Origin of the sequence: Pseudomonas sp. FH1 (assembly GCF_000510895.2) — a bacterium.
GTDB classification, from domain to species: domain Bacteria; phylum Pseudomonadota; class Gammaproteobacteria; order Pseudomonadales; family Pseudomonadaceae; genus Aquipseudomonas; species Aquipseudomonas azotoformans_A.
In genome coordinates, this window is the sequence record NZ_AOHM01000053.1 from 1 (window position 1) to 22,243 (window position 22,243).

Sequence of the window (22,243 nt, forward strand, 5' to 3'; positions counted from 1 at the left end):
TATGGCCCGCCTGCCTCACGGCAGGCGGGCCATTGTTGCTTACTTCACATACTCGATTCCCGTGATCCACCAACACATCTCGCCTCCCGGCGTCTGCACGACGGCCTCATCGTCCACTTCCTTGCGCAACAACGCGCGCGCCATCGGCGAGTCGATGGAAATGTAGTCCATGCGATCGTAAATCTCGTCATAACCGACAATGCGAAACCGCTTGGTTTCACCCTGCTCGTTTTCGATATCCACCCAAGCGCCGAAAAACACCTTGCCCTCTTGCTCGGGCATGTACTCCACCACACGCATGTCTTCCAGGCGCTTGCGCAGGTAGCGCACACGGCGATCGATCTCGCGGAGCAACTTCTTGTTGTACTGGTAGTCGGCGTTTTCGCTGCGATCCCCCAGCGACGCAGCCCAGGTCACCTTGCGGGTGGTGTCCGGACGCTTTTCACGCCACAGGTAATCCAACTCTTTCTTCAGCGCCTCATGACCTTCTTTGGTAATCAGCTTGGTACTCAAACGCGTGCATCCCCAGGCAATGTCCATAGGTGCCGATGTGCCAGGTTCCGGGTCCTGGATTCGGCGGGCTCGCGCTGATGATAAATGAACCCGGCAAAGTAGCCAGTGCTGGCCTAGCCATCCAATGCCTGATCCAGTTCAAGCAACACGCCTCGCAGGTTCTGTCGCAGGCTGGCCACCTGGCTCATCGTCACCTTCAAGGCGTCGGACCGCTGGCTGACAGCCAGTGACTGATCATGCAACTGCGCAGTGCGCTGCTCCAATGCCTGAGCCCGCTCATCCAGTTGCGCCTGCTGTTGCTGCAAGCGGTCTTCCCACTGCTCCAGGGCTGCCTCCCGCTCGATGGCCGCGCGCTTTTGCTGGGTCAACTTCTGGGCGACACGCGCCAGGTTGGTCAGGGTGCTGTCCACTTCGAACAACATGTTCGAATCCGACTCTGACTGCGGGGTCGGGGTCGGGACCGACTGGGCTGGCTCATCGGGCGCCTGTGCAGCCGCCAGCTCAACCTGCACCACGGCGCGAGGCATATCGCCCGGCGTGGGCTGGGGTTGTTCAACGGGGGGTTCAGGCTCGAAGGGCTTCGAAGGCTCCATGGTAATTACCTCCCTGACAGGTGCACTCATTTTTGACGAGAAACGAATGCTGGGCACGATGATGGAGGCGCTTTCGATGGCCGGCAGCACCGGCACAGACATCCCGAGCGTGATGACCTTCATCACCAGCGCCTTCTTGATAATCACCGAGTGATGATCTTCAGGCCTGGCCGGGGGAAATTTACAGCCCTTGAGATCAACGAAGTGGTAAGGCACCTGGGCCTCGGCCACGCCGCCAGCCCTGGCACCCGAGGCCGTCGCCACTATCAGGATCTGCTTGAAGACATGCATGGCAACCTGCAGGTCTTCCTGGGATTCGACGCCGCCGAGGAAATACCGATCGTGCTTTTTACGCAAAGCCGCGATGTAGACCCTCGAACTACCTGGCTCAACTTCTTCGTCAAGGCTGTAGACAAGGAAGTTGGTAGCAATCTGGCCGACCGCGAAGCCGCAGAGCAGTGCACCGTTGACCGGTGCATCCTGACCGTCGCGCTCCAGAACAAGGGTACGTAGCAGCATCATGTCAATCAGGCCTCATCAAAAGAGCGAAGGGTATATAAAAATCGAGTCAAAGCTCGATAGTAAAAACTCGAAAAAACAAATTAATTGTTTCAGTCCTGACCCAAGTCCGCACGTAGGAATTTTCTTATTAATGTGTACCGGCGTTCCCAAACAGGATTATTAACCGTACCCTTTTTTAGTGCCCGCTCCGTGTGCTCGCCTGACGGAATTTTCGTCACCCGCCCTATTTCAAAATGTTCAAACACTGCTTCCTATCGCGCCAAACTTATGCGGTAACCACATGATCGAAATAAGCCACCTGAGCAAATATCAGGGCAAAAGAAACATTATCACTGACGTATCATTTAGTGCGACTCATCAGGAATGCCTGGGGTTATTTGGCGAAGACGCTATTGCCAAGACAACACTTCTAGACCTGATAGCGGGTTCGGTGCCCTCCTCCAGCGGCCATGTAACAATCCAGGGGTTCAACACCCGCACACAGGCGTTCAAAGCCCGACAATGTATGGGCTACCAACTTGATCAGGCGCTTGGCCATTCCAGAATGTCTGTCAGGGAATTCCTGCACTTTATCGCCGCCCTGCGCGGGCTCCATGGCGCGGAAAAACGTTCTCGGGTCGAACAAGTGGTCGCACGACTGGAACTGGGTAGGGTGTTCAATGCCCCCCTGGATGCCCTGTCCATCGGCTTGAAACGCAAGGTCGGCATCGCCCAGGCAATCCTGCACCGCCCGGCCTTGCTGCTTCTGAACGAACCGACCACAGGACTTGAGCCCAGCCAGAAGCACAGCTTCAGGTCGCTCGTTCACTCATTGACGCAAGAAATGACAGTGATCATCGCCTCGCGTCACAGCGAGGAACTCTCCGAGCTCTGCAGTCGGGCCTTGGTGTTGGCAGACGGTCGGCTGGTGGCTGACGCGCCAGTATCCGAGTTGCAACGCAATTCCCGCCACCACCAGGCCGTCACCCTCAGCTCGGAAAGCCCGCTCGACCTGCTGGCGCTCGCCGTTCTACCCGGTGTCGCGGGCATCGAGGAGCATCACCAGGCACCCGGCACCGTGACCGTGCTGGCCATGCCTGGACATGCGATCCACCCCCACATCAACGCGCTTGTCGCCAACCGTCGCTGGAAAATCAACTCACTGAACCTGGAGCCTGGTCGCGTGAGCGATGTTGTCCATCACATAAGCCGTGAGGCCACCCTTTGAAACGAATGCCCGTGATTTTCAAACATCAACTCGCAAGCTATGCGCATGCTCCGAGCACCTACCTGAGCGTCGCGGTGTTTCTGGCGCTGTCTGTGGCGATGGGGCTGTACATGGGGCCTTGGACGGATCTGGAAAGTGGCAACTTACAGGCGTACTTTGCACTCCACCCCTGGTTCTACCTGTTATTGATTCCGGTACTCGCGACACAACTTTGGTCGAGTGAATCCAATGCCGGCTTATTCAACTTGATGAAAACACTTCCCATCAGACCCATCGACCTGATTATCGGTAAATTTCTCGCCGCCTGGATAGTGAGCGCCCTGGCGTTGTTATTAATGCTGCCCCTCGTCATTACGTCAAACGTCTTGGGCATCGTCGACAACCAGGTCATTGCTTCACAGTTTCTGGCGAGCTGGTTGTTGGCCGGTAGTTATCTTTCAGTCGGCTGCTTCATCTGCACTTTCGCGCATCAACGCATCACTATTTTCATCATGACACTGGGCTTGTTGTTGATCGCCAGCGGACTGTCTTCTGTACTGGATTCCCTGCAACATCAGGCCCCTATCTGGGTCGTTGACAGTTTGAGCACCTTGAGTCCACTTGTGCGATTCAATGAAATTGACAATGGCAAGCTCACACTTCGCGACATCCTTTACTTCATTAGCATGATCCTGGTCTTTCTCACCGCCACCCTGGTCACTCTCGACTACAAACACAGCTGAGTAGGAAAGCTCCCATGCGATCCAAGTTGCGCACCGGTATGACACTTGCCGTCACAGTGTTGCTTTTCCTCGCGTTCAACCTGGTATGGATCGGCAAGCTGCCGGATATCAGGTGGGACGTGTCAGAACGAAAAATCCATACGTTGTCGGCACCGGCACGCCTGTTAATGGCATCACTGGAAAGTCCGCTGGACCTCTACTACTTCAACACGCACAACGCTCCTGGCAGACGCTACGCCCTGAATCGCTATGGCAAACGCATTGAAGATACACTCAAGGAGTTTGAAAAAGCCTCGCGGGGCATGATCAACCTGCACCTTATCGACCCCACACCTTTTTCGGAAGACGCCTACAAGGCCGAGCTCTTTGGCCTGGAAAAAAACGCCTGTTTCCTGGGGTTGATTGCAACGCGTGCCGGACAGGCAGCGCAACGTATCGAATCTTTCAGCCTCGACCGCGAAGCATTGCTTGAATATGAAATCAGTCACCTGATCTACAAATTGCAGCACCCGGCTCCCCCGACGGTGGGACTGCTGTCCGGGCTGGCGATGGAAAATTCCGCCGGGCGTTTGCTGGCGCAGATGCAGCGGTATTTCAACCTGATCAGTCTGGAACCAACCACCGAGCGCGTGCCGGAACAGATCAAGACGCTGATGGTGGTTCACCCCCGCGCACTCTCCGAAACCACCCTGTTTGCAATCGAGCAGTTCGTATTGAAGGGCGGCAAGCTGATGCTGTTCGAGGACCCTGTGCGCGAACAAGATCCAAAAATGGGAAGCCTCCACACCAAGCTGGATGAATTGCTGGCCGCCTGGGGCGTGCGCATGCCCGCAGACAACGTGCTGGTCGACACGCTTTACGCCAGCCTGGACGAGCAGTCGGCCGCGCACAACCCTGCCAGACTGACCCTGCCCCGTCTGGCGATGAACCCTCATGATGTCAGCAGTTGGCGGCTGAACTCCGTAACGATTTCCCGCAGCGGCGCCCTCACCCGGCTGAAAAAAAGCCGCACAACCTTCACGCCGCTCCTGCAAAGCTCCGGGCGTTCGGCTCTGGTGGACAGCAATCGCCTCGATGCAGGCAAATCGTTTGAATCACCGCCAGATCCGGGCCAGCGCCATGTCATCGCAGCTCGCGTCGAAGGCCCGAGCTATTCCGTTTTCCCAACCGGTATCAAGGGCCAACCGATCGGCTTGCAAAAGGCCTCGCAGGTGCACGTGGTAGTGGTGGCCGACACCGATCTGCTCACCGATAAGTTCAACAGCGCTGCCCATGACAGCAACACACTGTTTGTCTTGAACACACTGGATAATTTGGCTGCCGGTGACGCGCTCGCTGGCGTTCGCCCACGAGCGCCTGCACCCAGGGCACAAACGGTATTGAATGATCGACGTGAGAAAGCCGAGCAGGCTTATCGTGAAAAGGCCGACGAGCTGCAACACCGTTTGCAGCGCACAGAGCAGGAATGGCAATCGCAGAACCCGCGCACGCTCACGTTGGGCACCCAGGCAGTGGCTTCCAATATCCAGTTGCAGGCACTCAACAAAGAGCGCCTGCGCATCCCTATGGAACTGAATGCCCTGCGCCATCAGGCGTATGTGCAAGTGCTGCGTATTGAACTCGGCGTGAAGCTCGCACTGGCCTTCGGCATGCCACTGACACTATGCCTGGTGGCCTGGTTGGTTTTCCTGGGAAATCAGCGGCGGCGCGCGGCATTCGACGCAACGATCTACTGACCGCTCAACGTCGGGCAATCAGCCCTTGCCGGGCAATGCGGGTGAGATGACGGATGACCTCATCTGCGTTGCCAGCGCCAGGCGCCTGGATCACGGCCAGGTCGAAGCTGTTGTTGGCAAAGCGCGCCAGGGAGTCGCCGTCCTCGACAAACTGGATCAGAAACGCCGACGGCCTTCCGGTACGGCGCGGCCAGCCATCCAGGTAACGCAACAGCGTCGGCTGGTGCTTGCCGCCAAGGAGAATTTTTGGGTTGCGCTGGGTAAGGTCCGCGGTAATCGGAGCCAGGCGTATCAGGGGGCGTAGTGCATTCATCGTGTCGTGTCTCTGCCTCAAAAGTCTGCGGGCAGGTGAGAGGCAACACCGAACCAGCGCTTTAGCGGAATTTCGAAGCATGGAGCATGCTTCTGTCGGGACTGATGACAGTCACCCATGGCGCCCCGCAATTAGCTGTTTAAATCGGCGCATGAACGGCATCCTAGAGAAGCCGATGGGGCGGTGTCAAGAATCGCGGACAGCAAAAGGCCCGCACAGGGCGGGCCTCTTGGAGGGACGGCAGGCAGATCAGCGGGCGATGGCGCGGTCGGCAGACAATTTGCCAGCACCTTCGAGCAGCACGGCCAGGGTGCCGCCCAGCAAGGCCAGGGCGAACTCGTAGCCGTTGTTGGCCATGAACAGACCGTTGTGGATATGCACCGAGAAGATCGCCACCAGCGTCAGGATGGTCAGGCCGAGCGCTGCAGGGCGAACCAGCAGGCCAATGATCAGTGCCAGGCCGGCGAAGAACTCAGTACCGCCCGACAGCAACGCCATCAGGGTACCCGGCGCCAAGCCGATGCTTTCCATCCACTGGGCAGTGCCCGCCAGGCCGTATCCGCCAAACCAGCCGAACAACTTTTGCGAACCGTGGGCGGCGAAGATGACGCCGACGATGATACGCAGGATGGTCAGGCCGTAGCCGGCGCGGGTGGACAGAATGCTCTTGATCAGTGGGCTCATGGTGCTAATCCTTTTCTAAGTAGGGGTTGGTTGGCCGCTATATTAATCAGTTTAAGGAATGATAAAAGCCGAAAAAATGCCTGATTAATATCGATAAAATCGATTACTTCCGTGAGACGATTTTTCCTGCCGCCGGCTCCAGGGATTCACGCTCGCGGTCAAACGCCAGGTAATACTTGTTGACGCTATTAACATAGCTGACGCCGCCCATCCCCACCTGCTCCATGGCAATGCGTTCGACCTGGAAGAACCACTGATTGGGGTTCAACCCCCGGCGCTTGGCCTCGGTCCGCATCCCTTGCACGCGCTCCGGCCCCATGTTGTAGGCCGCCAGCACAAACGCCATGCGCTCACGCTCGTTGAGTTTGGGGCTGGCAAAGAACTTGCGGCGGATCATCGCCAGGTAGCGCGCGCCCGCCTGCACATTGCTGTCCAGGTTTTCGATATTGTTGACGCCTACCCGCTGCGCCGCCGACGGGGTGATTTGCATCAGCCCAGTAGGGCCGCCGCTGTTGCGCGCGCCGGGGTCCAGCGCCGACTCTTTGAAAGCCAGCGCGGCAAGGTTTAGCCAGTCCATGCCTTGCTCCCGCGCGTGCTTTTGCAGCACCGGGCGCAGTTTTTCCAGACGCTGGCGGTCGACCTTGGCCAGTGGATTACGTACTTGATAGAGGCGTCGATAGATGCGCTGGAACGCCACATCCTGATCAGACGGGGTTCGGTAGGTCTTGAGAAATCGATCAATGCTTGCCCGCAGCATCGAGGCGTCCTGGCGCACAAACCAGTATTCGTCACCCGGTTCACTGATGGCCACCTGCTTGTCGAAGCGCAACCTGGGGAGGATCTTCGACCAGCGTTCGGCAATGGGCTTTTCAACAATCGTCAGGTGGAAGATCTTGGCCTGAACCATTTCCAACACATCTTCCACCGCCAGGGTCGGGTCCACCCATTCCACCTTGATCGGCGGCTGCTTGTGCAGCGCCAGCTTCTGGTTGACCTGGCTGATCGCGTCCGCTGCGGCACTGCCGGTGGTCAGTGCCAGGGTGCGCCCGGACAATTGCTCCAGCCGGGTAAAGCGCCGTTCCCCCTTCACGCCCACCAGCCACAAGGGCACGTCACTGGCAATCGGATCGCTGGTGCTGATCTTGTGCGCCGCCTTCACATCCAGCAACTCACCGGGTGCAACCAGGTCACCTTCACCCCGGGCCAGAGCGCCGAGCAACTGGTCCTTGGCCTTGGGAATGATCTTGAGAGTGATCGCCTGGCCATCACGGGCGTGGCCGTTGAGGTATTGCTCGAACGCACGCAGACGGTGGTACTCGACGCCAATCGCCTGGCCTTGCACCTCTCCAGAACTGTTGCGACTCTGGTTGACCAGCACCCTCAGCGTACGGCTGGCGCGAATCTCCGCCAGGTCGCGGACCTTGCCAGGCTTGGTCACTTCCAACGGCCCATCCAGACGCGCGACCGCCGCCATGGGCAGCAGCAACGTCAGGCATAACATAAGCAACGCCGAGGGTCGGATCATCCGCTCTCCGAAAAGGATGGGGCAAGGCATTCAGCCAGCCGCAATCAACTTGCGACGTTCAAAGACAGCGATAACTCGTTGTAGTTCTTCGATTTTCTTATAAATCTACAGCTCTGATATGCTTTCCGGCCGCAGGCGGAGGTAGCACCATGCAACTCATTGATATCGGCGTCAACCTGACCAACCCCAGTTTCGACGACAAGCACGAGGCCGTTCTCGAACGCGCCTACGCCGCTGGCGTGCAGCAATTGGTACTCACTGGCACCAGCGTCGAGGGCAGCGAGCAGGCCCTGGAACTGTGCCTGCGACTGGACGACAGCGGCCAACACCTGTTCAGCACCGCCGGTATCCACCCCCACTCCGCCAGCGACTGGAACGGCGACAGCGCCCGGCGTCTACGCGGCCTGCTCAGTGAGAAACGGGTACGTGCAGTGGGCGAATGCGGGCTGGACTTCAACCGGGATTTCTCCCCGCGCCCGCAGCAGGAAAAAATCCTCGAAGAACACCTGGCCCTGGCCGTCGAGCTGAAACTCCCTGTGTTTCTGCATGAGCGCGATGCCAACCAGCGCCTGCTGGAGATCCTCAAGGACTATCGCGACCACCTCAGCGCCGCCGTGGTGCACTGCTTCACCGGCGAACAACCGGCGCTGTTCAGCTACCTCGACCTCGACTTGCACATTGGCATCACCGGCTGGATCTGCGACGAGCGCCGTGGGACGCATCTGCACCCGCTGGTAAGAGAAATCCCCCGTGGCCGTCTGATGCTGGAAAGCGATGCGCCTTACCTGCTCCCGCGCACCCTACGCCCCAAACCGAAGAACGGCCGCAACGAACCGGCGTACCTGCCCGAGGTTCTGCGCGAAGTGGCGCTGCACCGCAACGAAACCGCAGACGACCTTGCCCGGCACAGCACCGCCTGCGCCCGCGCCTTTTTTGGCTTGCCCAACGTGGAGTGAGGCGGCGCATTGACCCACGTCAAAAATGCGCGTCCGAGATAGCGGCACAATAATGGCACCTTGCCAATGCTGTTTCCGCTATCAGAGAAAACCTTACATGGGTGCCTGGCTTAGCAACATCTCGCTGAAGTACAAATTCTGGGCCGTCAACGCGGTCGCCTTCATCACTACCCTGCTGCTGGTGCTTTACGCAGTGCAGCTTGAGCAGCAGGCACGCAGCGAGGCTGCACGGGACTCGGCACAGGTGCAGGCACGCATGCTCGGCGCCTGGCCGGCCGACAAGCCGTTGCCCAGGGACGAGCACTGGCTGACATTCGCTCGCGGCCAAATCCCACAACTGGCCGGCCAAGACCTTTCAAGCCTGGACGGCGCCAGTGGCTGGGTAGCGCTCAGTTACCTGCCCCTGTTCGGCGAAAACCCACTGATGGGGGCTGAAGTGATTGCCCGCCCGGACGGGCAGCAGATTGCCGTACTGGCCTTCGCCCCCAGCCTCAGCCAGGTGTTCAGCGAGCGCTTCGTCCACTACGCGGTTGCCGTGCTGATTCTGATGCTGGCGATGCTCGGCGCCTCGCAATTGCTGATCCGCTTCCTGCTCAGCCAACTCAACACCCTCAAGGACGTGATGCTGCACGTCGAACAAACCGGCGACCTCTCAGCCCGCGTGCCGCTGGCGTGCAAGGACGAAGTCGGCCAAATGGCCAGCGCCTTCAACGCCATGCAGGCCGGCTACCAGCGGGTGGTCAACACCGTGGCGCGCACCGCGCGGCAATTGGACGACGGTGCCGCGCGCCTGGCCAGCAGCATGAACGAGGTGCAGCACGGCATGCTCGGCCAGCAGAGCGAAACCGACCAGGCCGCTACCGCCATCAACGAGATGACGGCCACCGTTTACCACATCGCCCAACACGCCGGCGCCACCCGCGACCTGTCCCAGACGGCCGACACCCTCGCCGGCAGCGGCCAGGCCGTCGTCACCCGTGTGCAACGCTCGATTGCGGGGTTGTCGACCGGTGTGCAGCAGACCGCCGAGATGATCCAGAAACTTGCCGAGGACAGTCAGAAAATCAACGGCGTGGTCGGGGTGATCCACAGCATCGCTGAACAGACCAACCTGCTTGCCCTCAACGCCGCCATCGAGGCCGCCCGCGCCGGGGAGATGGGCCGAGGTTTTGCGGTGGTCGCCGACGAAGTGCGCAACCTGGCCAAGCGCGTGCAAAGCTCCACCGACGAAATCACGCGCATGGTCTCGGCGTTGCAGGCCGGTACGCGCGACGCGGTGGACTTCATGCAGGAAAGCTCATTCAAGGCCGACGACTGCGTGCAACAGGCACAGGAAGCGGGCATCGCCCTCGCTGAAATCACCGGCGCCGTGGCGCAGATGCGCGAAAGCAACACCCAGATCGCCGTCGCCGCCGAACAACAAAGCCATGTGGCCGAAGAGATGAACCGCGCCGTGGTGAGCATCCGTGACGTGACCGAGAACACCGTGCACCAAACCGTGGACTCGGCGACCACCAGCAATGAATTGGCAACCTTGGCGGGGGAATTGAGCAAAGCGATTGGGCAGTTGAAGCTGTAGACCCACCGACACTGGCTATAGCCCCCATAGCCAGTGTCGATTCGCCGCACGATCCTTCCCCACCTAAACTCTCTCCAGGTTGTTTCAACGGACAGAGGATTCACCATCATGGGCAAACGTCATCCCAATCTCCCCGCCTGGCAATGGCGTAACTACCCGCAGAATCATCAGCACCCAACCAATCTGGCGTTGCACCTGATTGCCGTGCCGCTGTTCATCATCGGGTTCCTGCTGATCGTGTCCGGGGTGTTCAGCTTGAGCCTGGCGGGTTTTGCCATTGGGGTTGTGGGCATCCTGGCCGGCCTGGCGTTGCAGCGCCATGGGCATAGCCTGGAAGCCGAGGCCAGCGAGCCGTTCAGTGACCGCAAGGACGCCGTGCAACGCCTGGTGGTCGAGCAGTTCGTGACCTTTCCGCGCTTCGTGGTGAGCGGTGGTTGGTGGCGTGCCTGGCGGCAGCGCCACCGGCACTGATGTTCAGCCGAATACCACCACGGTCTGGCGGCTGATGGCGATCAATTCGCCGGTGGGGCCCCACAGCGCAGCCGCCGCATGGCCATAGCCGTCGCGGGCGTGTTCGATGGAGACGTGGTACTGGCACCAGTCGAGGGTAGTGAGCGTTTGCAGCGGCTGGATAAATTCGATGGTCCAGGTCAGGGTGCTGCCCGGCGCAGGTTTTTTGAGGTGCGGCAACATGGCCGGTGGCCAGGCGTCGACCAGGGCTAAAATGTGCGCCTCGGTCAGCGGCTCTTCCTTCACATCACCGCGCAAGCGCACCCAGCCGCCCATTTCGCGGGATTTATTGCCGGTGAACGGCAAGCCGCCGACGCTCCAGCGCATCGCCAGATGGCGCATGAATTCCGGCGTCACACCTTTGATGTAGGGTAATTCCTGGCACTCATCCCAGTGCTTGAACGTCGGCGGCGCTTCGCTTTCAACCAGGATCTCCGACTCACGGGAGGCTCCGAAGCTGGCCTGAACCAGGGTCGCCACTTCTCCTGCCTGCACCACACGGCCGAGCAGTTGGCTGACGGCCTTGCCTTCGCGCAACACCTCGACTTGATAACTGGCGGAAACATCCGGTGTCACCGGCCCTACAAAGGTGACGGCCAGCGAACGTAACGGGCGGTCTGCCGGCACGTTGGCGCGCAGGGCTTCGTACTGCAACGCCGCCACCAGGCCGCCAAACGACGCGCGGCCCTGGGCCCATTCGGCAGGGATGGTGACGTCCAGCGGGTTACTGCGGGCAGCGTCGAGCAAGTCACTGAAGCGCATGAGGACCTCGGGGCAAAGGGGAAAGATGAGGGATCTTAACCAGCACGGGGGCCGGGTGCAGCGCCTATTCCGGCCAAAAACCGGACGATTGCCGGACGCAGAGCGTCCCGGGAGGCATTCCCACGCGGAGCGTGGGACCGATCGCTTAAGCCTGTCAGAAACACTCTGCGCCGAGTTTATCCAGCACACGGTCCGCCTTGGCTTGCGCGTCGGCCATGGTGCGCTGCCACACAGCGACGCAGGGTTTCAGGTCCGACTGGTGTTCAGCCTGTGCCAGCCACTGCCAGCAGTCGTGCCAGTCACCCAGGGCGCCCTGGGCTTGTTTGAGGCGAGACACGGCATTGGCAGGCAGCTTGTCGAGTTCGGGATAGGCTTCGGCGGCGTATCGCACGCGCTTGATCAACAGACGCAGGCGATGGCGGTCGTGGCCGGGATCCTTCAGCGCCTCGTCGAGTTTCTGCCACTGCTTGGCCAGGCGCTTTTCAATGCGTCGGCGCAGGCCTTTGAGCAATTTCTGGTTCTGGGACGCCCGGATAAAGCGTGGGAAGGCTTCAAGAATCAGCAGCAACTGCGCAACCTCAGGGCTTCGCGCGACGTGGCGATAAGCCTCAGCTTGCACGCGCAAACGCCGGTCGGCCGCGGCATGATAGCCCTGCTGGTGCAGGTACGCCGCGAGCACCTCACGGTCGCGCAGCGGCGTGGTCAATTGGCCGACCGCGCTGGCGGCCAGTTCAAGCTGCTCGACGCCAGGCAGCCCACGCAATGGGCGCAAAAGACTGCGCAAGCGGCGCACGGTGGTGCGCAGGTCATGCAAGGCTTCGTCATCGGTGACGGCGGCGAGGCGAGCCTGGCAGCTCAGTAACCTTACTTCCAGGCCAATGACCTGAGCGACTAACTGATCGACCAACGCTGACATCTTGCCCTCACTTCTCGATGAAAGACCTTAACCGCGCCATCGATCAACGCCCGGCGCGAGACTCACGAATGTAGAACCGCGCTTTCTCGGCCTTGTTGGAGCAGCCTTCGAACGCTTCAAATTGTTGCTGGGTCTTGGCGCCAGTCAACAGCGACAGGGCCTTGGAGTAGCTCACGGTGCCTGCAAAGCCTTCGGCCTTGGCCAGGTCCAACTCCTTCCACGCCGCGTCCAGTTGCGAGCCGCAACTGTCACGGTAGGCGGTTTTCCCGGCGCAACCGGCCAGGGCCAACAGGATCACAGGCACACACATCCAGGCTTTCATCGATGACACCTCAGAATAAAGATAAACCAGTCGTACTTCGTAGACGTTGCCTACAGAGAAAAGTGCCTCGTCCATAGCCTGAAATCGATAACTCCCATTGCCAGAGCATACCATTGAAGCAGCCCCCTCAATGGGTGCATTGTGGACACCTGCCTTGGGGAGGACATGGACCATGAAAAAACGTGTTGCCTTGGTGCTGGGCTCCGGGGGGGCCAGGGGCTACGCCCATATCGGCGTGATCGAAGAAATCGAACGGCGCGGCTACGACATCGCCTGCATCGCCGGGTGCTCCATGGGGGCGGTGGTGGGCGGCATCTACGCCGCGGGCAAGCTGGACGAGTATCGAAACTGGATCGAAAGCCTCGATTACCTCGACGTATTGCGCCTGGTGGACGTGAGTTTTCGCCTGGGGGCGATCCGTGGGGAGAAGGTCTTCGGCCAGATCCGCAAGATCGTCGGCGAATTGAATATCGAAGAGCTCCGCATCCCCTACACAGCCGTCGCCACCGACCTCACCAACCAGCAGGAAATCTGGTTTCAGGAGGGCTGCCTGCATCAGGCGATGCGCGCCTCGGCCGCCATCCCCAGCCTGTTTACCCCGGTGATGCAGGGCAACCGGATGCTGGTGGACGGCGGCCTGCTCAACCCGCTGCCCATCGTGCCAGTGGTGTCCAGCCATTGCGACTTGATCATCGCGGTCAACCTCAACGCCACCAACCAGAAGCACTATCACTTGCCGGTGATCCAGCGTCCGCCGGCGTTCAAGAGCCGCTTCAACAACCTGGCGCAGTCGCTGGGTTCCCACCTGCCGTTTCGGCGCAAGCAGGCTGAACAGCTGATGAAGCTGGAACAGGAGGCCTTGCAGGCCCAGGCTGCAGACATCAACCCGTGGCTCGATTCAGCCGAGCCGGAAGCCCAGCAGCCCGCCGCTGCGCCGGAACAGGCAGGCGCGCCGAAGTCCGCCACCGGTTCGTTCATTATCGATAACGTCGGGCCGGCGTCGCTGCTGGACTTGATCAACCAGAGTTTCGAGGTGATGCAGACGTCGCTGGCGCAATACAAGATCGCCGGTTACCCGCCGGATGTGCTGATCAACGTGCCGAAGCGGGTGTGCCGGTTTTTCGAGTTCTACAAGGCACCGGAGTTGATCGCGTTGGGGCGGGAGATTGCCAGGGATACGTTGGATCGGTATGAGAGTGAGCAGCACTGAGAGCTGGGGTGTTTGACCCTCTCGTGACAGGCTAAGCGCCTAACAACCGGTACCCCACCCCGGCTTCGGTCACGATAAACCTCGGCTGGGTCGGATCGTCCGCCAGCTTCTGGCGCAGATGCCCCACCACAATCCGCAGGTAGTGACTGTCTTCGGTATGGGTCGGCCCCCAGATATCCTTGAGCAATTGCTGCTGGGTAATCACCCGGCCCGGATGCCGTGCCAGTTGCGCCAGCACGGCGTACTCCTTGCGGGTCAGCGCCACTTCGGCGCCGTCCAGCGACACGCGGCGGTAGGCCAGATCGACCGTCAGCGGCCCCACGTGCAGTGCGGCATCCGGCGTTTCACCCGCCGGCGCCTGGCGCAGCAGCGCACGGATCCGGGCGAGAAATTCCTGAATGCCGAAGGGCTTGGTCACGTAGTCATTGGCCCCACCATCGAGGGCCTCGACTTTCTGTGCTTCACTGGCGCGCACCGACAGCACCAGCACTGGCACCGTCGACCACTCACGAAACTCGCGCAGCACGTGCTGGCCATCCATGTCCGGCAAGCCCAGGTCGAGCACCAGCAGATCCGGCTTGCTCAGCGCCGCCTGGGCCAGGCCTTCACCACCGGTGCCGGCCTCGATCACCTTGTAACCCTGGGAGGCCAGGCTGATGCGCAGGAATTTGCGGATCTGCGGTTCGTCATCAATGACCAAAATCGTCGCGGTCTGGCTCATGGTGTCTTATCAAGCTCGTTGAGCAAAACAGGGTAGCTCATGCCTCGCGCTCCAGGCCAGGCTGGGTCGGCAATGGCAGGAACAAGGTGATACAGGTGCCGCGCCCTTCAATCCCCTCGTCCACGCTGATACGCCCACCATGGGCACCGACCATGCCCTGGCAGATCGCCAGGCCCAGGCCGGTGCCCTGCCCGCCCCGATCGCCACGGGCGGCGGTGTAGAACATGTCGAAAATTTTTGCGCGTTCATCAGCGGGAATCCCCGGCCCTTCATCTGCCACGGCGAAGAACACTTGGTCCTCGGCCACGCCAGCACTCAATTGCAGATGGCCCTGGGGCGGCGAAAACCGCGCCGCATTCTCCAGCACATTGACCAGCGCCTGTTCGATCAGCGCCGCGTGCACATACAACAGCGGCAACTGCGCGGGCACCTGCACACGCACCTGCAACGGCGCCAGCACCGTGCGTAGACGGCCAAGGGCACTGCCGACGATATCCGCCGGCGACACCCAGTCCCGCGCCAGCTTGAGCGCGCCGTGGCCCAGGCGGGTCATGTCCAGCAGATTCTGAATGTAGCGGTCCAGCCGCTCGGCTTCGTCGCGGGTACCTTCGAGCAACTCGCGACGATCCTCCAGCGGGATGGCCTCGCCGAGCGCCAACAAGCTGTCGATGCTGCCGCGCATGGCGGTGAGCGGCGTGCGCAGGTCATGGGACACCGACGCGAGCAAGGCGCTGCGCAGTTGCTCGGTTTCGCCATGCAGGCGCGCGGACTCCAGCTCCTGCGCCAGTTGCGCCCGCGCCAGCGCCTGGGCCAAGGGTTGGCTCAACGCACTGAGCAACCGCCGACGTTGACCGCTCAATGCCAAGCCCTGTTTAGGGCTGACGCCCAGCAAGCCCAACGGCCCCTCCTCGCCGGACAACGGCCACCACCACCAACGCCCGAACGGCAACGTGCCAGTGCCCATACCGGCCGGCTGATCATGCTGCCAGGCCCAGTCGGCGGCGGCGCGTTCAGCTTCGCTGAACGTCAGGGAACCACCGGTCTCGATGGTCCAGCCCCCCTGGCCGTCACGATTGACCAGGCACAAATCCAGGTCACTCCAGCCTTCAAGATGATGGGCCGCCGCACTGATCACCGCCTGGCGGTCGGTGGCCGCCGTGAGTTTGCGCGACAGGTCGAGCAACTCACTGGTTTCTTCCTGGGTATCACGCAGCGCCTGCAGCTGGCGGCGTTGACGCGCAGCGAGGTTGCCGGTGAGTGCGGCCATCAGCAGGAAAAACAGCAGCGTCAGCACATCTTCTTCACGCTGGATCGCGAAGGAGAAATTGGGCGGGATAAACAAGAAATCATAGGTCATGAACGACAGCGCCGCGCACACCAGCGACGGCCCCAGGCTGCTGCGCACGGCCACCAGCAGGACGGCCGCGAGAAACACCAGGGAGATATTCGGCAACGGCAACACGCTGGACACCGCCCAGGCCAGGGCGGCGGCGACCACCGTCGCGACCACCGCCAGGGCGTAGTCGAACCACACCAGGCCGCGCACAGGCGGCAGGCGCGGCGGTGCGGGGCTGTCGTCGCGGTCGAGGACGTTGATTTCCAGGCCACGCGCATTGAGCAGCAGACGCGCCGCCAACCCGCCACCGAACAGGCGACGGCGCCATCGCATACGCGACTGCCCCACCAGCAGCAGGCTGGCACGACGCTCGGCGGCATGCTGGATCAGTGTCCTGGCGACCTCGCCAGCCCGCAGCAACACCACTTCGCCGCCAAGGCGCTCCGCCAGTTGCTGGGCGTTTTGCAGGCGCAGGCGCGATTGCTCATCCCGGGCGCGGCCGTTGTCGACATGCACCAGGCTCCAGGGCAAATGCCGCCGCTGGGCCACGCGGCTGGCGTGTCGCACCAGGCGTTCGGCCTGGGCGTCACCGTCCACGCCCACCAGCAAACGTCCGCGCACCGCCGGTGCGGCCTGGCCGAGTTGGCGATAACCTTGGGCCAGATCATTGTCGACGTGGGCGGCGGCGGTCTGCATCGCCAATTCACGCAGGGCCATGAGGTTGGTCTGGGTGAAAAATGCGTCGATGGCCGCGCGGGCCTGCTCGGGTACGTAGACTTTGCCGTCGCGCAGGCGCTCGAGCAATTCACGCGATGGCAAGTCGATCAACAGCAGTTCATCAGCCTCTTGCAACACCCAGTCCGGCAGGGTTTCACGCACTTGCACGCCGGTGATGCCGCGCACCTGGTCATTGAGACTTTCCAGGTGCTGGACGTTGACCGTGGTGAACACGTCGATGCCGGCGGCGAGCAGTTCCTGGATGTCTTGCCAGCGCTTTTCATGGCGGCTGCCGGGCGCGTTGCTGTGGGCGAGTTCGTCCACCAGCACCAGTTTCGGCTTGGCGGCGAGCAGACCGTCGAGGTCCATTTCTTCGAGCATCACGCCGCGGTATTCGCTGCGCAACAACGGTTGCTGCGGCAGGCCGCCGAGCAAGGCTTCGGTCTCGGCGCGGCCATGGGTTTCCACCACCCCGGCGATGAGCATGACGCCTTGGCGCAGTTGCGTATGGGCGGCCTGGAGCATGGCGTAGGTCTTGCCCACCCCCGGCGCGGCGCCGAGGAAGACTTTGAGCCGGCCACGACCGTTGCGGGGCAGGTCGGCTAGCAAGGCATCGGCGCGGCCGGAGTCGCTCATGCTGGAGGTTCCTTCAGGTGTTCATGGGGTGTCTTTCAGGCCGTCATCGCGGGCAAGCCCGGCGCCCACATTGAAACGCGGTCAACTGTGGGAGCCGGGCTTGCCCGCGATGACGGTGCTACTGCCTACAACGTTTCCAGGGCCATGTTCAGGGCCAGTACATTCACCACTGGCGGGCCTACCAACGGGCGTTCGATATGCGCGTCGAGCAACCGCTGCAAGGTCGACACCGGCACATTTCGCGCCGCCGCCACGCGGGCCAGTTGATAGGCAATCGCCGCAGGTGGCAAGTGTGGATCAAGACCGCTGCCAGAGGTAGTCAGAGAAGCCAACGGCACCGGCCCCTGACCAGGCACCTGTTGCTTGTTCGCGTCATCGAAGACCCGAGTCGCCAAGGCCGGGTTGCTTGGCCCGAGGTTGCTGGCACTGCTGGAAACCGTCGCAAACGCCCCGGCGGAGGGACGCGGGTGAAACCAACCGTCCCCGCTGAAATCCTGGGCGATCAAGCTGGAGCCGCGCACTTTGCCGCTGGCGTCGCGCACCAGGCTGCCGTTGGCCTGGTCGGGGAAGGCGACTTGCGCGACACCGGTGACGACCAGAGGGTAGGCCACGCCAGTGATCAGGGTCATGAGGACCAACAGGCTCAGGGCCGGGCGGATGATAGTGGACATTTCAAACTCCTCGATTCTGTGAATTCACACCAGGTGCAACGCGGTCAGCAACAGGTCGATCGCCTTGATGCCTACGAACGGCACCAGGATCCCGCCCAGCCCATAGATCAGCAGGTTGCGCCGCAACAAGGCCGCCGCACTCGCCGCCTGTACGCGCACCCCGCGCAGTGCCAGGGGAATCAGCACCACAATGATCAACGCGTTGAACACGATGGCCGACAGAATCGCGCTTTGCGGGCTCTGCAATTGCATCACGTTGAGCACGCCCAATTGCGGGTAGATCGAGGCGAACAGCGCCGGCAGGATCGCGAAGTACTTGGCCACGTCGTTGGCGATGGAGAACGTGGTGAGCGCACCGCGGGTTACCAACAACTCCTTGCCGATCTGCACCACGTCCAGCAGCTTGGTGGGGTCGCTGTCGAGGTCGACCATGTTGGCGGCTTCGCGAGCGGCTTGAGTGCCATCGTTCATTGCCATGCCGACGTCCGCCTGGGCCAGCGCCGGGGCGTCGTTGGCGCCGTCGCCGCACATCGCCACCAGGCGGCCGTCATTCTGTTCGTGGCGAATGCGCGCGAGTTTTTTCTCCGGTGTCGCTTCGGCCAGCACATCGTCCACGCCCGCTTCGGCAGCAATCGCGGCGGCCGTCAGCGGGTTGTCGCCGGTGACCATCACGGTACGGATGCCCAGCTTGCGCAGTTCGGCGAAACGTTCGCGGATGCCGGGCTTGACCACGTCTTTGAGGTGAATGGCTCCGAGCAATTTGCCGTCGGCGCACACCAGCAACGGCGTGCCGCCACTTTGCGCGATCTTGTCGATTTCTCGCGCCAGCGCCGGGGCCAGGTCGCTGCGTTGCTGACCGATGAACGCCAGCAGCGAATCCACCGCACCCTTGCGGATCACGCGGCCCTGGTAGTCGACACCGGACAGGCGGGTTTCCGCGCTGAACGGCACCGCCGTCAATGCGTCCAGGGACGGTTCGGCCTGGGGCAGCAACGCGCGCAGGTAGTCGACGATGGACTTGCCCTCCGCCGTGTCATCTGCGAGGGACGCCAGCAGCGCACCTTCGGCCAGCGCCTTGCCACTGACGCCCGGCGCCGCGACCACCGCCGCACAGCGACGGTTGCCGAACGTGATGGTGCCGGTCTTGTCCAGCAGCAACACATGCACGTCGCCCGCTGCTTCCACTGCGCGACCGGATTTGGCGATCACGTTGAGACGCACCAGACGGTCCATGCCGGCGATGCCGATGGCCGACAACAAGCCGCCAATGGTGGTAGGAATCAGCGTCACCAGCAGTGCGACGAGGAACACCAGCGGCAAGCTGCCATTGGCGAAGTGGGCGAACGGCTGCAGCGTCACCACCACCAGCAGGAAAATCAGCGTAAGACCGATCAGCAGGATATCCAGCGCCACTTCGTTGGGGGTCTTCTGGCGCTTGGCGCCCTCCACCAGGGCGATCATGCGGTCGAGCGTCGATTCGCCAGGGTTGGCGGTGATGCGGATCAACAGCCAGTCCGACACCAGCCGGGTATTGCCGGTGACTGCCGAACGGTCGCCGCCAGACTCGCGGATGACCGGCGCGGACTCCCCGGTGATCGCCGCTTCGTTGACCGCGGCAATACCTTCGATGACCTCACCGTCCCCTGGGATCATTTCCCCGGCAGCGACGCGTACCACATCGCCCTTGCGCAGGCTGGCCGCGGGCACCACCTTGAAGCCGCCATCGGTTTCCCTGCGGCGCGCGCTGAGGCCTTCGCTGCCGGCCTTGAGGCTGTCGGCGCGCGCCTTGCCACGGCCCTCGGCCAAGGCTTCGGCGAAGTTGGCGAACAGCACGGTGAACCAGAGCCACACGGCGATTTGCACCGCGACGAACGTCGGCACGCGGGTGTCGGGCACGAAGCACAGCACGGTGGTGAGGATCGCGGTCAATTCGACCACCAGCATCACCGGCGAGCGTTGCAGCTGGCGTGGGTCCAGCTTGACGAACGCCTGGACCAGCGCCGGGCGCCACAGCGCGGAAATCGCGGTCTTGGCAGGCTCCTGGGCTTTCACCGGAGCAGCATTTTTTGCAGGCATGTTCATTCTCATATCCCCCTTAGAAGCCCATGCTCAGGTGTTCAGCAATGGGGCCCAGCGCCAGCGTCGGCAAGAACGTCAGGCCGCCCACCAGCAAGATGGTCACGGTCAGCAAGGTCACGAACAACGGGCCGTGAGTCGGGAAGCTGTTCTGGCCGAGCGGTGCGGCCTTCTTCATGGCCAGGCTGCCGGCCAAGGCAAGGACCGGCAGGATGTAGCCGAAGCGCCCGATCAACATGCCCAGGCCGAGCATCAGGTTGTGAAACGGCGTGTTGGCACCAAAGCCGCCAAACGCCGAGCCATTGTTGGCGCTGGCCGAGGTGTAGGCGTAGAGCAACTGGCTGAAACCGTGGGGGCCAGGGTTGCTGATGGCAGCGGCCGGGCCAGGCAGGCTCGCGGCGATGGCACCCAGCACCAGCACGCCCACCGGCATGACCAGCAAGGTCACGACGAGCAGTTGCACTTCCTTGGCCTGGAGTTTCTTGCCCAGGTATTCCGGCGTGCGACCGATCATCAGGCCGGCAAGGAACACGGCGATCAACACGTTGAGCAACATGCCGTACATGCCGGCGCCGACGCCGCCGAAGATCACTTCGCCGACCATCATGTTGACCATCGCCACCATCCCGCTGAGGGGACTGAGGCTGTCTTGCATGCCGTTGACCGAACCGTTGGACGCCGCCGTGGTGGTCACCGACCAGAGCACGGTGCCGGTGGTACCGAAGCGCGCTTCCTTGCCTTCCAGCGGCGCGGTTTGCTCCACGGCCGGGTGGTTGAGGGTTGGGTTGGGTTGGTATTCGGACCACAACGAGGTCGCGCCGCCGATCAGGAACAGCGCCAACATGCAGCCGAGGATCGCGCGGCTCTGACGCAGGTCCTTCACGTAGTGGCCGAAGGTAAACACCAGCGCCACCGGGATCAGGATGATCGCCGCCACTTCGAACAGGTTGGCCCACGCCGTCGGGTCTTCAAATGGATGGGCCGAGTTGACCCCGAAGAACCCACCGCCATTGGTACCCAGTTGCTTGATCGCAATCTGGCTGGCTGCCGGACCGAGGGGGATCACTTGATCCACGCCTTGCAGCGTCACGGCATCAATGTAATGGGCGAAGGTTTGCGGCACGCCCTGCCAGACCAGGAACAGTGCGAGCACCAGGCACAACGGCAACAGCCCATAAAGGGTGGCGCGGGTCATGTCGACCCAGAAATTACCCAATGTCTGGGCGGATTTGCGACCGATCCCACGACATAAAGCGACGAGGACGGCCAAACCGGTGGCGGCACTGACGAAATTCTGCACGGTCAGGCCGGCCATCTGGCTGAGGTAGCTCAGGGACGCCTCACCGCTGTAGGACTGCCAGTTGGTGTTGGTCATGAAACTGACTGCGGTATTGAAGGCCAGGGTCCATTCCTGACCCGGCAATTGCTGCGGGTTGAGTGGGAGAACATCCTGAAACAGCAGGATCGCAAACAGCAACACGAAGCCTGCGAGGTTGAAAGCGAGCAATGCCAGCATGTATTTCTGCCAGCTCTGTTCCTGCGATTCATCCACGCCCGACAGGCGATAACAGGCCTTCTCCACAGGCCCCAGCACCGGGCTGAGCCAGGTGCGCTGCCCTTCCATCACCTTGTAATAGAACCGCCCCAGGAACGGCGCCGGCACCAGCACCACGGCAAAGAAGGCAATGATCAGCCAATAGTCATAACTGTGCATGGCCCGCTCCTAGTTCCGATCCGCGCGTAACAGCGCAACCAGCAGATAAATGAACAGCGCCACGGCCAGTAGCAGTGACACCCCGTCCAGAACACTCATGGAAGTCTCTCCGTTTAGCGGCGAGTGCCGCGTGTGGGGCAATTGTCGGCAGGAGTGGTGTAAAGGGACGAGAGCGAGCCCGTGGGTGGGGCGTAAAGATGGCGTAAAGAGTGCGCTTATGCGCAGGTTACAGAGGGATTGGTGGTGATTGGGAGGGCCTCATCGGGGGCAAGCCCCCTCCCACACTTGGCCTGCGTACACCG

Annotated in this window: 21 protein-coding genes; 7 read left to right on the forward strand and 14 right to left on the reverse strand. The window is 61.7% G+C overall.

The features are described from left to right. Positions 1-39: 39 nt before the first annotated feature. Positions 40-513: a transcription elongation factor GreB gene (greB, locus tag H096_RS16985; protein ID WP_033900255.1), complete on the reverse strand. Its 474-nt coding sequence runs from the start codon at positions 511-513 to the stop codon at positions 40-42. Between the two features lie 113 nt (positions 514-626). Then, entirely contained in the window at positions 627-1,628 is a 1,002-nt protein-coding gene (locus H096_RS16990; RefSeq protein WP_033900198.1) for a hypothetical protein, read from the reverse strand. 280 nt (positions 1,629-1,908) lie between these two features. Here H096_RS16990 and H096_RS16995 point away from each other — a divergent pair, with 280 nt between their 5' ends. From H096_RS16995 to H096_RS17005, 3 genes are read left to right on the forward strand one after another with little or no spacing between them, the layout of a single operon-like run. Further along, positions 1,909-2,835, forward strand: coding sequence for an ABC transporter ATP-binding protein (locus tag H096_RS16995; RefSeq protein ID WP_033900201.1), 927 nt, complete (start codon positions 1,909-1,911; stop codon positions 2,833-2,835). Next, the gene (locus H096_RS17000) at positions 2,832-3,557 is read left to right on the forward strand and encodes an ABC transporter permease (protein ID WP_033900203.1); all 726 of its coding nucleotides are present in this window, start codon (positions 2,832-2,834) and stop codon (positions 3,555-3,557) included. The genes H096_RS16995 and H096_RS17000 overlap by 4 nt, the downstream gene beginning before the upstream one ends. Positions 3,558-3,571: 14 nt before the next feature. Continuing rightward, positions 3,572-5,293, forward strand: coding sequence for a Gldg family protein (locus tag H096_RS17005; RefSeq protein WP_033900205.1), 1,722 nt, complete (start codon positions 3,572-3,574; stop codon positions 5,291-5,293). 4 nt (positions 5,294-5,297) lie between these two features. Here H096_RS17005 and H096_RS17010 read toward each other — a convergent pair whose 3' ends face one another. The 3 genes from H096_RS17010 to H096_RS17020 all read right to left on the reverse strand — a co-directional run bounded on the left by H096_RS17010 (position 5,298) and on the right by H096_RS17020 (position 7,815). Further along, positions 5,298-5,606: a hypothetical protein gene (locus H096_RS17010; RefSeq protein ID WP_033900207.1), complete on the reverse strand. Its 309-nt coding sequence runs from the start codon at positions 5,604-5,606 to the stop codon at positions 5,298-5,300. 249 nt (positions 5,607-5,855) lie between these two features. Then, positions 5,856-6,290: a DoxX family protein gene (locus H096_RS17015; protein WP_033900208.1), complete on the reverse strand. Its 435-nt coding sequence runs from the start codon at positions 6,288-6,290 to the stop codon at positions 5,856-5,858. A 103-nt stretch (positions 6,291-6,393) separates the two neighbouring features. Then, positions 6,394-7,815 (reverse strand): transglycosylase SLT domain-containing protein, encoded by a 1,422-nt coding sequence (locus tag H096_RS17020; protein WP_033900210.1) that lies wholly within the window; start codon positions 7,813-7,815, stop codon positions 6,394-6,396. A gap of 149 nt (positions 7,816-7,964) precedes the next feature. Between H096_RS17020 and H096_RS17025 the strand changes: the two genes are divergently transcribed. The 3 genes from H096_RS17025 to H096_RS17035 all read left to right on the forward strand — a co-directional run bounded on the left by H096_RS17025 (position 7,965) and on the right by H096_RS17035 (position 10,821). Beyond that, positions 7,965-8,771 carry a TatD family hydrolase gene (locus tag H096_RS17025; RefSeq protein WP_033900212.1) on the forward strand — a complete coding sequence of 269 codons (807 nt, stop codon included), beginning with the start codon at positions 7,965-7,967 and terminating at the stop codon, positions 8,769-8,771. Positions 8,772-8,868: 97 nt separating this feature from the next. Then, positions 8,869-10,350 carry a methyl-accepting chemotaxis protein gene (locus H096_RS17030; protein ID WP_033900214.1) on the forward strand — a complete coding sequence of 494 codons (1,482 nt, stop codon included), beginning with the start codon at positions 8,869-8,871 and terminating at the stop codon, positions 10,348-10,350. A gap of 108 nt (positions 10,351-10,458) precedes the next feature. After that, positions 10,459-10,821 (forward strand): Mpo1-like protein, encoded by a 363-nt coding sequence (locus H096_RS17035; protein WP_033900215.1) that lies wholly within the window; start codon positions 10,459-10,461, stop codon positions 10,819-10,821. Between the two features lie 3 nt (positions 10,822-10,824). Here the strand turns inward: H096_RS17035 and H096_RS17040 are convergent, their stop codons facing one another. From H096_RS17040 to H096_RS17050, 3 genes are all read right to left on the reverse strand, one after another. After that, positions 10,825-11,622 (reverse strand): thioesterase family protein, encoded by a 798-nt coding sequence (locus tag H096_RS17040; protein WP_033900217.1) that lies wholly within the window; start codon positions 11,620-11,622, stop codon positions 10,825-10,827. Between the two features lie 154 nt (positions 11,623-11,776). After that, positions 11,777-12,538 carry a CHAD domain-containing protein gene (locus H096_RS17045; RefSeq protein WP_033900219.1) on the reverse strand — a complete coding sequence of 254 codons (762 nt, stop codon included), beginning with the start codon at positions 12,536-12,538 and terminating at the stop codon, positions 11,777-11,779. 43 nt (positions 12,539-12,581) lie between these two features. Continuing rightward, positions 12,582-12,860 (reverse strand): hypothetical protein, encoded by a 279-nt coding sequence (locus tag H096_RS17050; protein WP_003238638.1) that lies wholly within the window; start codon positions 12,858-12,860, stop codon positions 12,582-12,584. Positions 12,861-13,032: 172 nt separating this feature from the next. On the opposite strand from H096_RS17050, the gene H096_RS17055 reads away from it, so the two are divergent. Further along, a complete protein-coding gene (locus H096_RS17055; protein ID WP_033900220.1) occupies positions 13,033-14,070 on the forward strand; it encodes a patatin-like phospholipase family protein in 1,038 nt (345 codons plus the stop codon). A 31-nt stretch (positions 14,071-14,101) separates the two neighbouring features. Here H096_RS17055 and H096_RS17060 read toward each other — a convergent pair whose 3' ends face one another. From H096_RS17060 to kdpF, 6 genes are all read right to left on the reverse strand, one after another. After that, positions 14,102-14,791: a response regulator gene (locus H096_RS17060; RefSeq protein WP_033900221.1), complete on the reverse strand. Its 690-nt coding sequence runs from the start codon at positions 14,789-14,791 to the stop codon at positions 14,102-14,104. 37 nt (positions 14,792-14,828) lie between these two features. Beyond that, positions 14,829-17,480 carry a sensor histidine kinase KdpD gene (locus H096_RS17065; protein ID WP_033900222.1) on the reverse strand — a complete coding sequence of 884 codons (2,652 nt, stop codon included), beginning with the start codon at positions 17,478-17,480 and terminating at the stop codon, positions 14,829-14,831. Between the two features lie 125 nt (positions 17,481-17,605). After that, entirely contained in the window at positions 17,606-18,151 is a 546-nt protein-coding gene (kdpC, locus tag H096_RS17070; RefSeq protein WP_033900223.1) for a potassium-transporting ATPase subunit KdpC, read from the reverse strand. Positions 18,152-18,175: 24 nt separating this feature from the next. Beyond that, the gene (gene kdpB, locus H096_RS17075) at positions 18,176-20,233 is read right to left on the reverse strand and encodes a potassium-transporting ATPase subunit KdpB (RefSeq protein ID WP_191983010.1); all 2,058 of its coding nucleotides are present in this window, start codon (positions 20,231-20,233) and stop codon (positions 18,176-18,178) included. A 13-nt stretch (positions 20,234-20,246) separates the two neighbouring features. Next, positions 20,247-21,941 carry a potassium-transporting ATPase subunit KdpA gene (gene kdpA / locus H096_RS17080; protein WP_033900227.1) on the reverse strand — a complete coding sequence of 565 codons (1,695 nt, stop codon included), beginning with the start codon at positions 21,939-21,941 and terminating at the stop codon, positions 20,247-20,249. Between the two features lie 9 nt (positions 21,942-21,950). Continuing rightward, a complete protein-coding gene (gene kdpF / locus H096_RS17085; RefSeq protein WP_003218754.1) occupies positions 21,951-22,040 on the reverse strand; it encodes a K(+)-transporting ATPase subunit F in 90 nt (29 codons plus the stop codon). Positions 22,041-22,243 lie beyond the last annotated feature (203 nt).

Bases quoted from the DNA above. Each gene is read 5' to 3' on its own strand.
- kdpA (WP_033900227.1), bottom strand. From the start codon at position 21,941: ATGCACAGTTATGACTATTGGCTGATCATTGCCTTCTTTGCCGTGGTG.
- H096_RS17025 (WP_033900212.1), top strand. From the start codon at position 7,965: ATGCAACTCATTGATATCGGCGTCAACCTGACCAACCCCAGTTTCGAC.
- H096_RS16990 (WP_033900198.1), bottom strand. From the start codon at position 1,628: ATGATGCTGCTACGTACCCTTGTTCTGGAGCGCGACGGTCAGGATGCA.
- H096_RS17010 (WP_033900207.1), bottom strand. From the start codon at position 5,606: ATGAATGCACTACGCCCCCTGATACGCCTGGCTCCGATTACCGCGGAC.
- H096_RS17060 (WP_033900221.1), bottom strand. From the start codon at position 14,791: ATGAGCCAGACCGCGACGATTTTGGTCATTGATGACGAACCGCAGATC.
- H096_RS17005 (WP_033900205.1), top strand. From the start codon at position 3,572: ATGCGATCCAAGTTGCGCACCGGTATGACACTTGCCGTCACAGTGTTG.
- H096_RS17020 (WP_033900210.1), bottom strand. From the start codon at position 7,815: ATGATCCGACCCTCGGCGTTGCTTATGTTATGCCTGACGTTGCTGCTG.
- H096_RS17055 (WP_033900220.1), top strand. From the start codon at position 13,033: ATGAAAAAACGTGTTGCCTTGGTGCTGGGCTCCGGGGGGGCCAGGGGC.
- H096_RS17065 (WP_033900222.1), bottom strand. From the start codon at position 17,480: ATGAGCGACTCCGGCCGCGCCGATGCCTTGCTAGCCGACCTGCCCCGC.
- H096_RS17030 (WP_033900214.1), top strand. From the start codon at position 8,869: ATGGGTGCCTGGCTTAGCAACATCTCGCTGAAGTACAAATTCTGGGCC.
- H096_RS16995 (WP_033900201.1), top strand. From the start codon at position 1,909: ATGATCGAAATAAGCCACCTGAGCAAATATCAGGGCAAAAGAAACATT.
- kdpC (WP_033900223.1), bottom strand. From the start codon at position 18,151: ATGTCCACTATCATCCGCCCGGCCCTGAGCCTGTTGGTCCTCATGACC.
- H096_RS17040 (WP_033900217.1), bottom strand. From the start codon at position 11,622: ATGCGCTTCAGTGACTTGCTCGACGCTGCCCGCAGTAACCCGCTGGAC.
- H096_RS17050 (WP_003238638.1), bottom strand. From the start codon at position 12,860: ATGAAAGCCTGGATGTGTGTGCCTGTGATCCTGTTGGCCCTGGCCGGT.
- H096_RS17035 (WP_033900215.1), top strand. From the start codon at position 10,459: ATGGGCAAACGTCATCCCAATCTCCCCGCCTGGCAATGGCGTAACTAC.
- kdpB (WP_191983010.1), bottom strand. From the start codon at position 20,233: ATGAACATGCCTGCAAAAAATGCTGCTCCGGTGAAAGCCCAGGAGCCT.
- H096_RS17045 (WP_033900219.1), bottom strand. From the start codon at position 12,538: ATGTCAGCGTTGGTCGATCAGTTAGTCGCTCAGGTCATTGGCCTGGAA.
- H096_RS17015 (WP_033900208.1), bottom strand. From the start codon at position 6,290: ATGAGCCCACTGATCAAGAGCATTCTGTCCACCCGCGCCGGCTACGGC.
- kdpF (WP_003218754.1), bottom strand. From the start codon at position 22,040: ATGAGTGTTCTGGACGGGGTGTCACTGCTACTGGCCGTGGCGCTGTTC.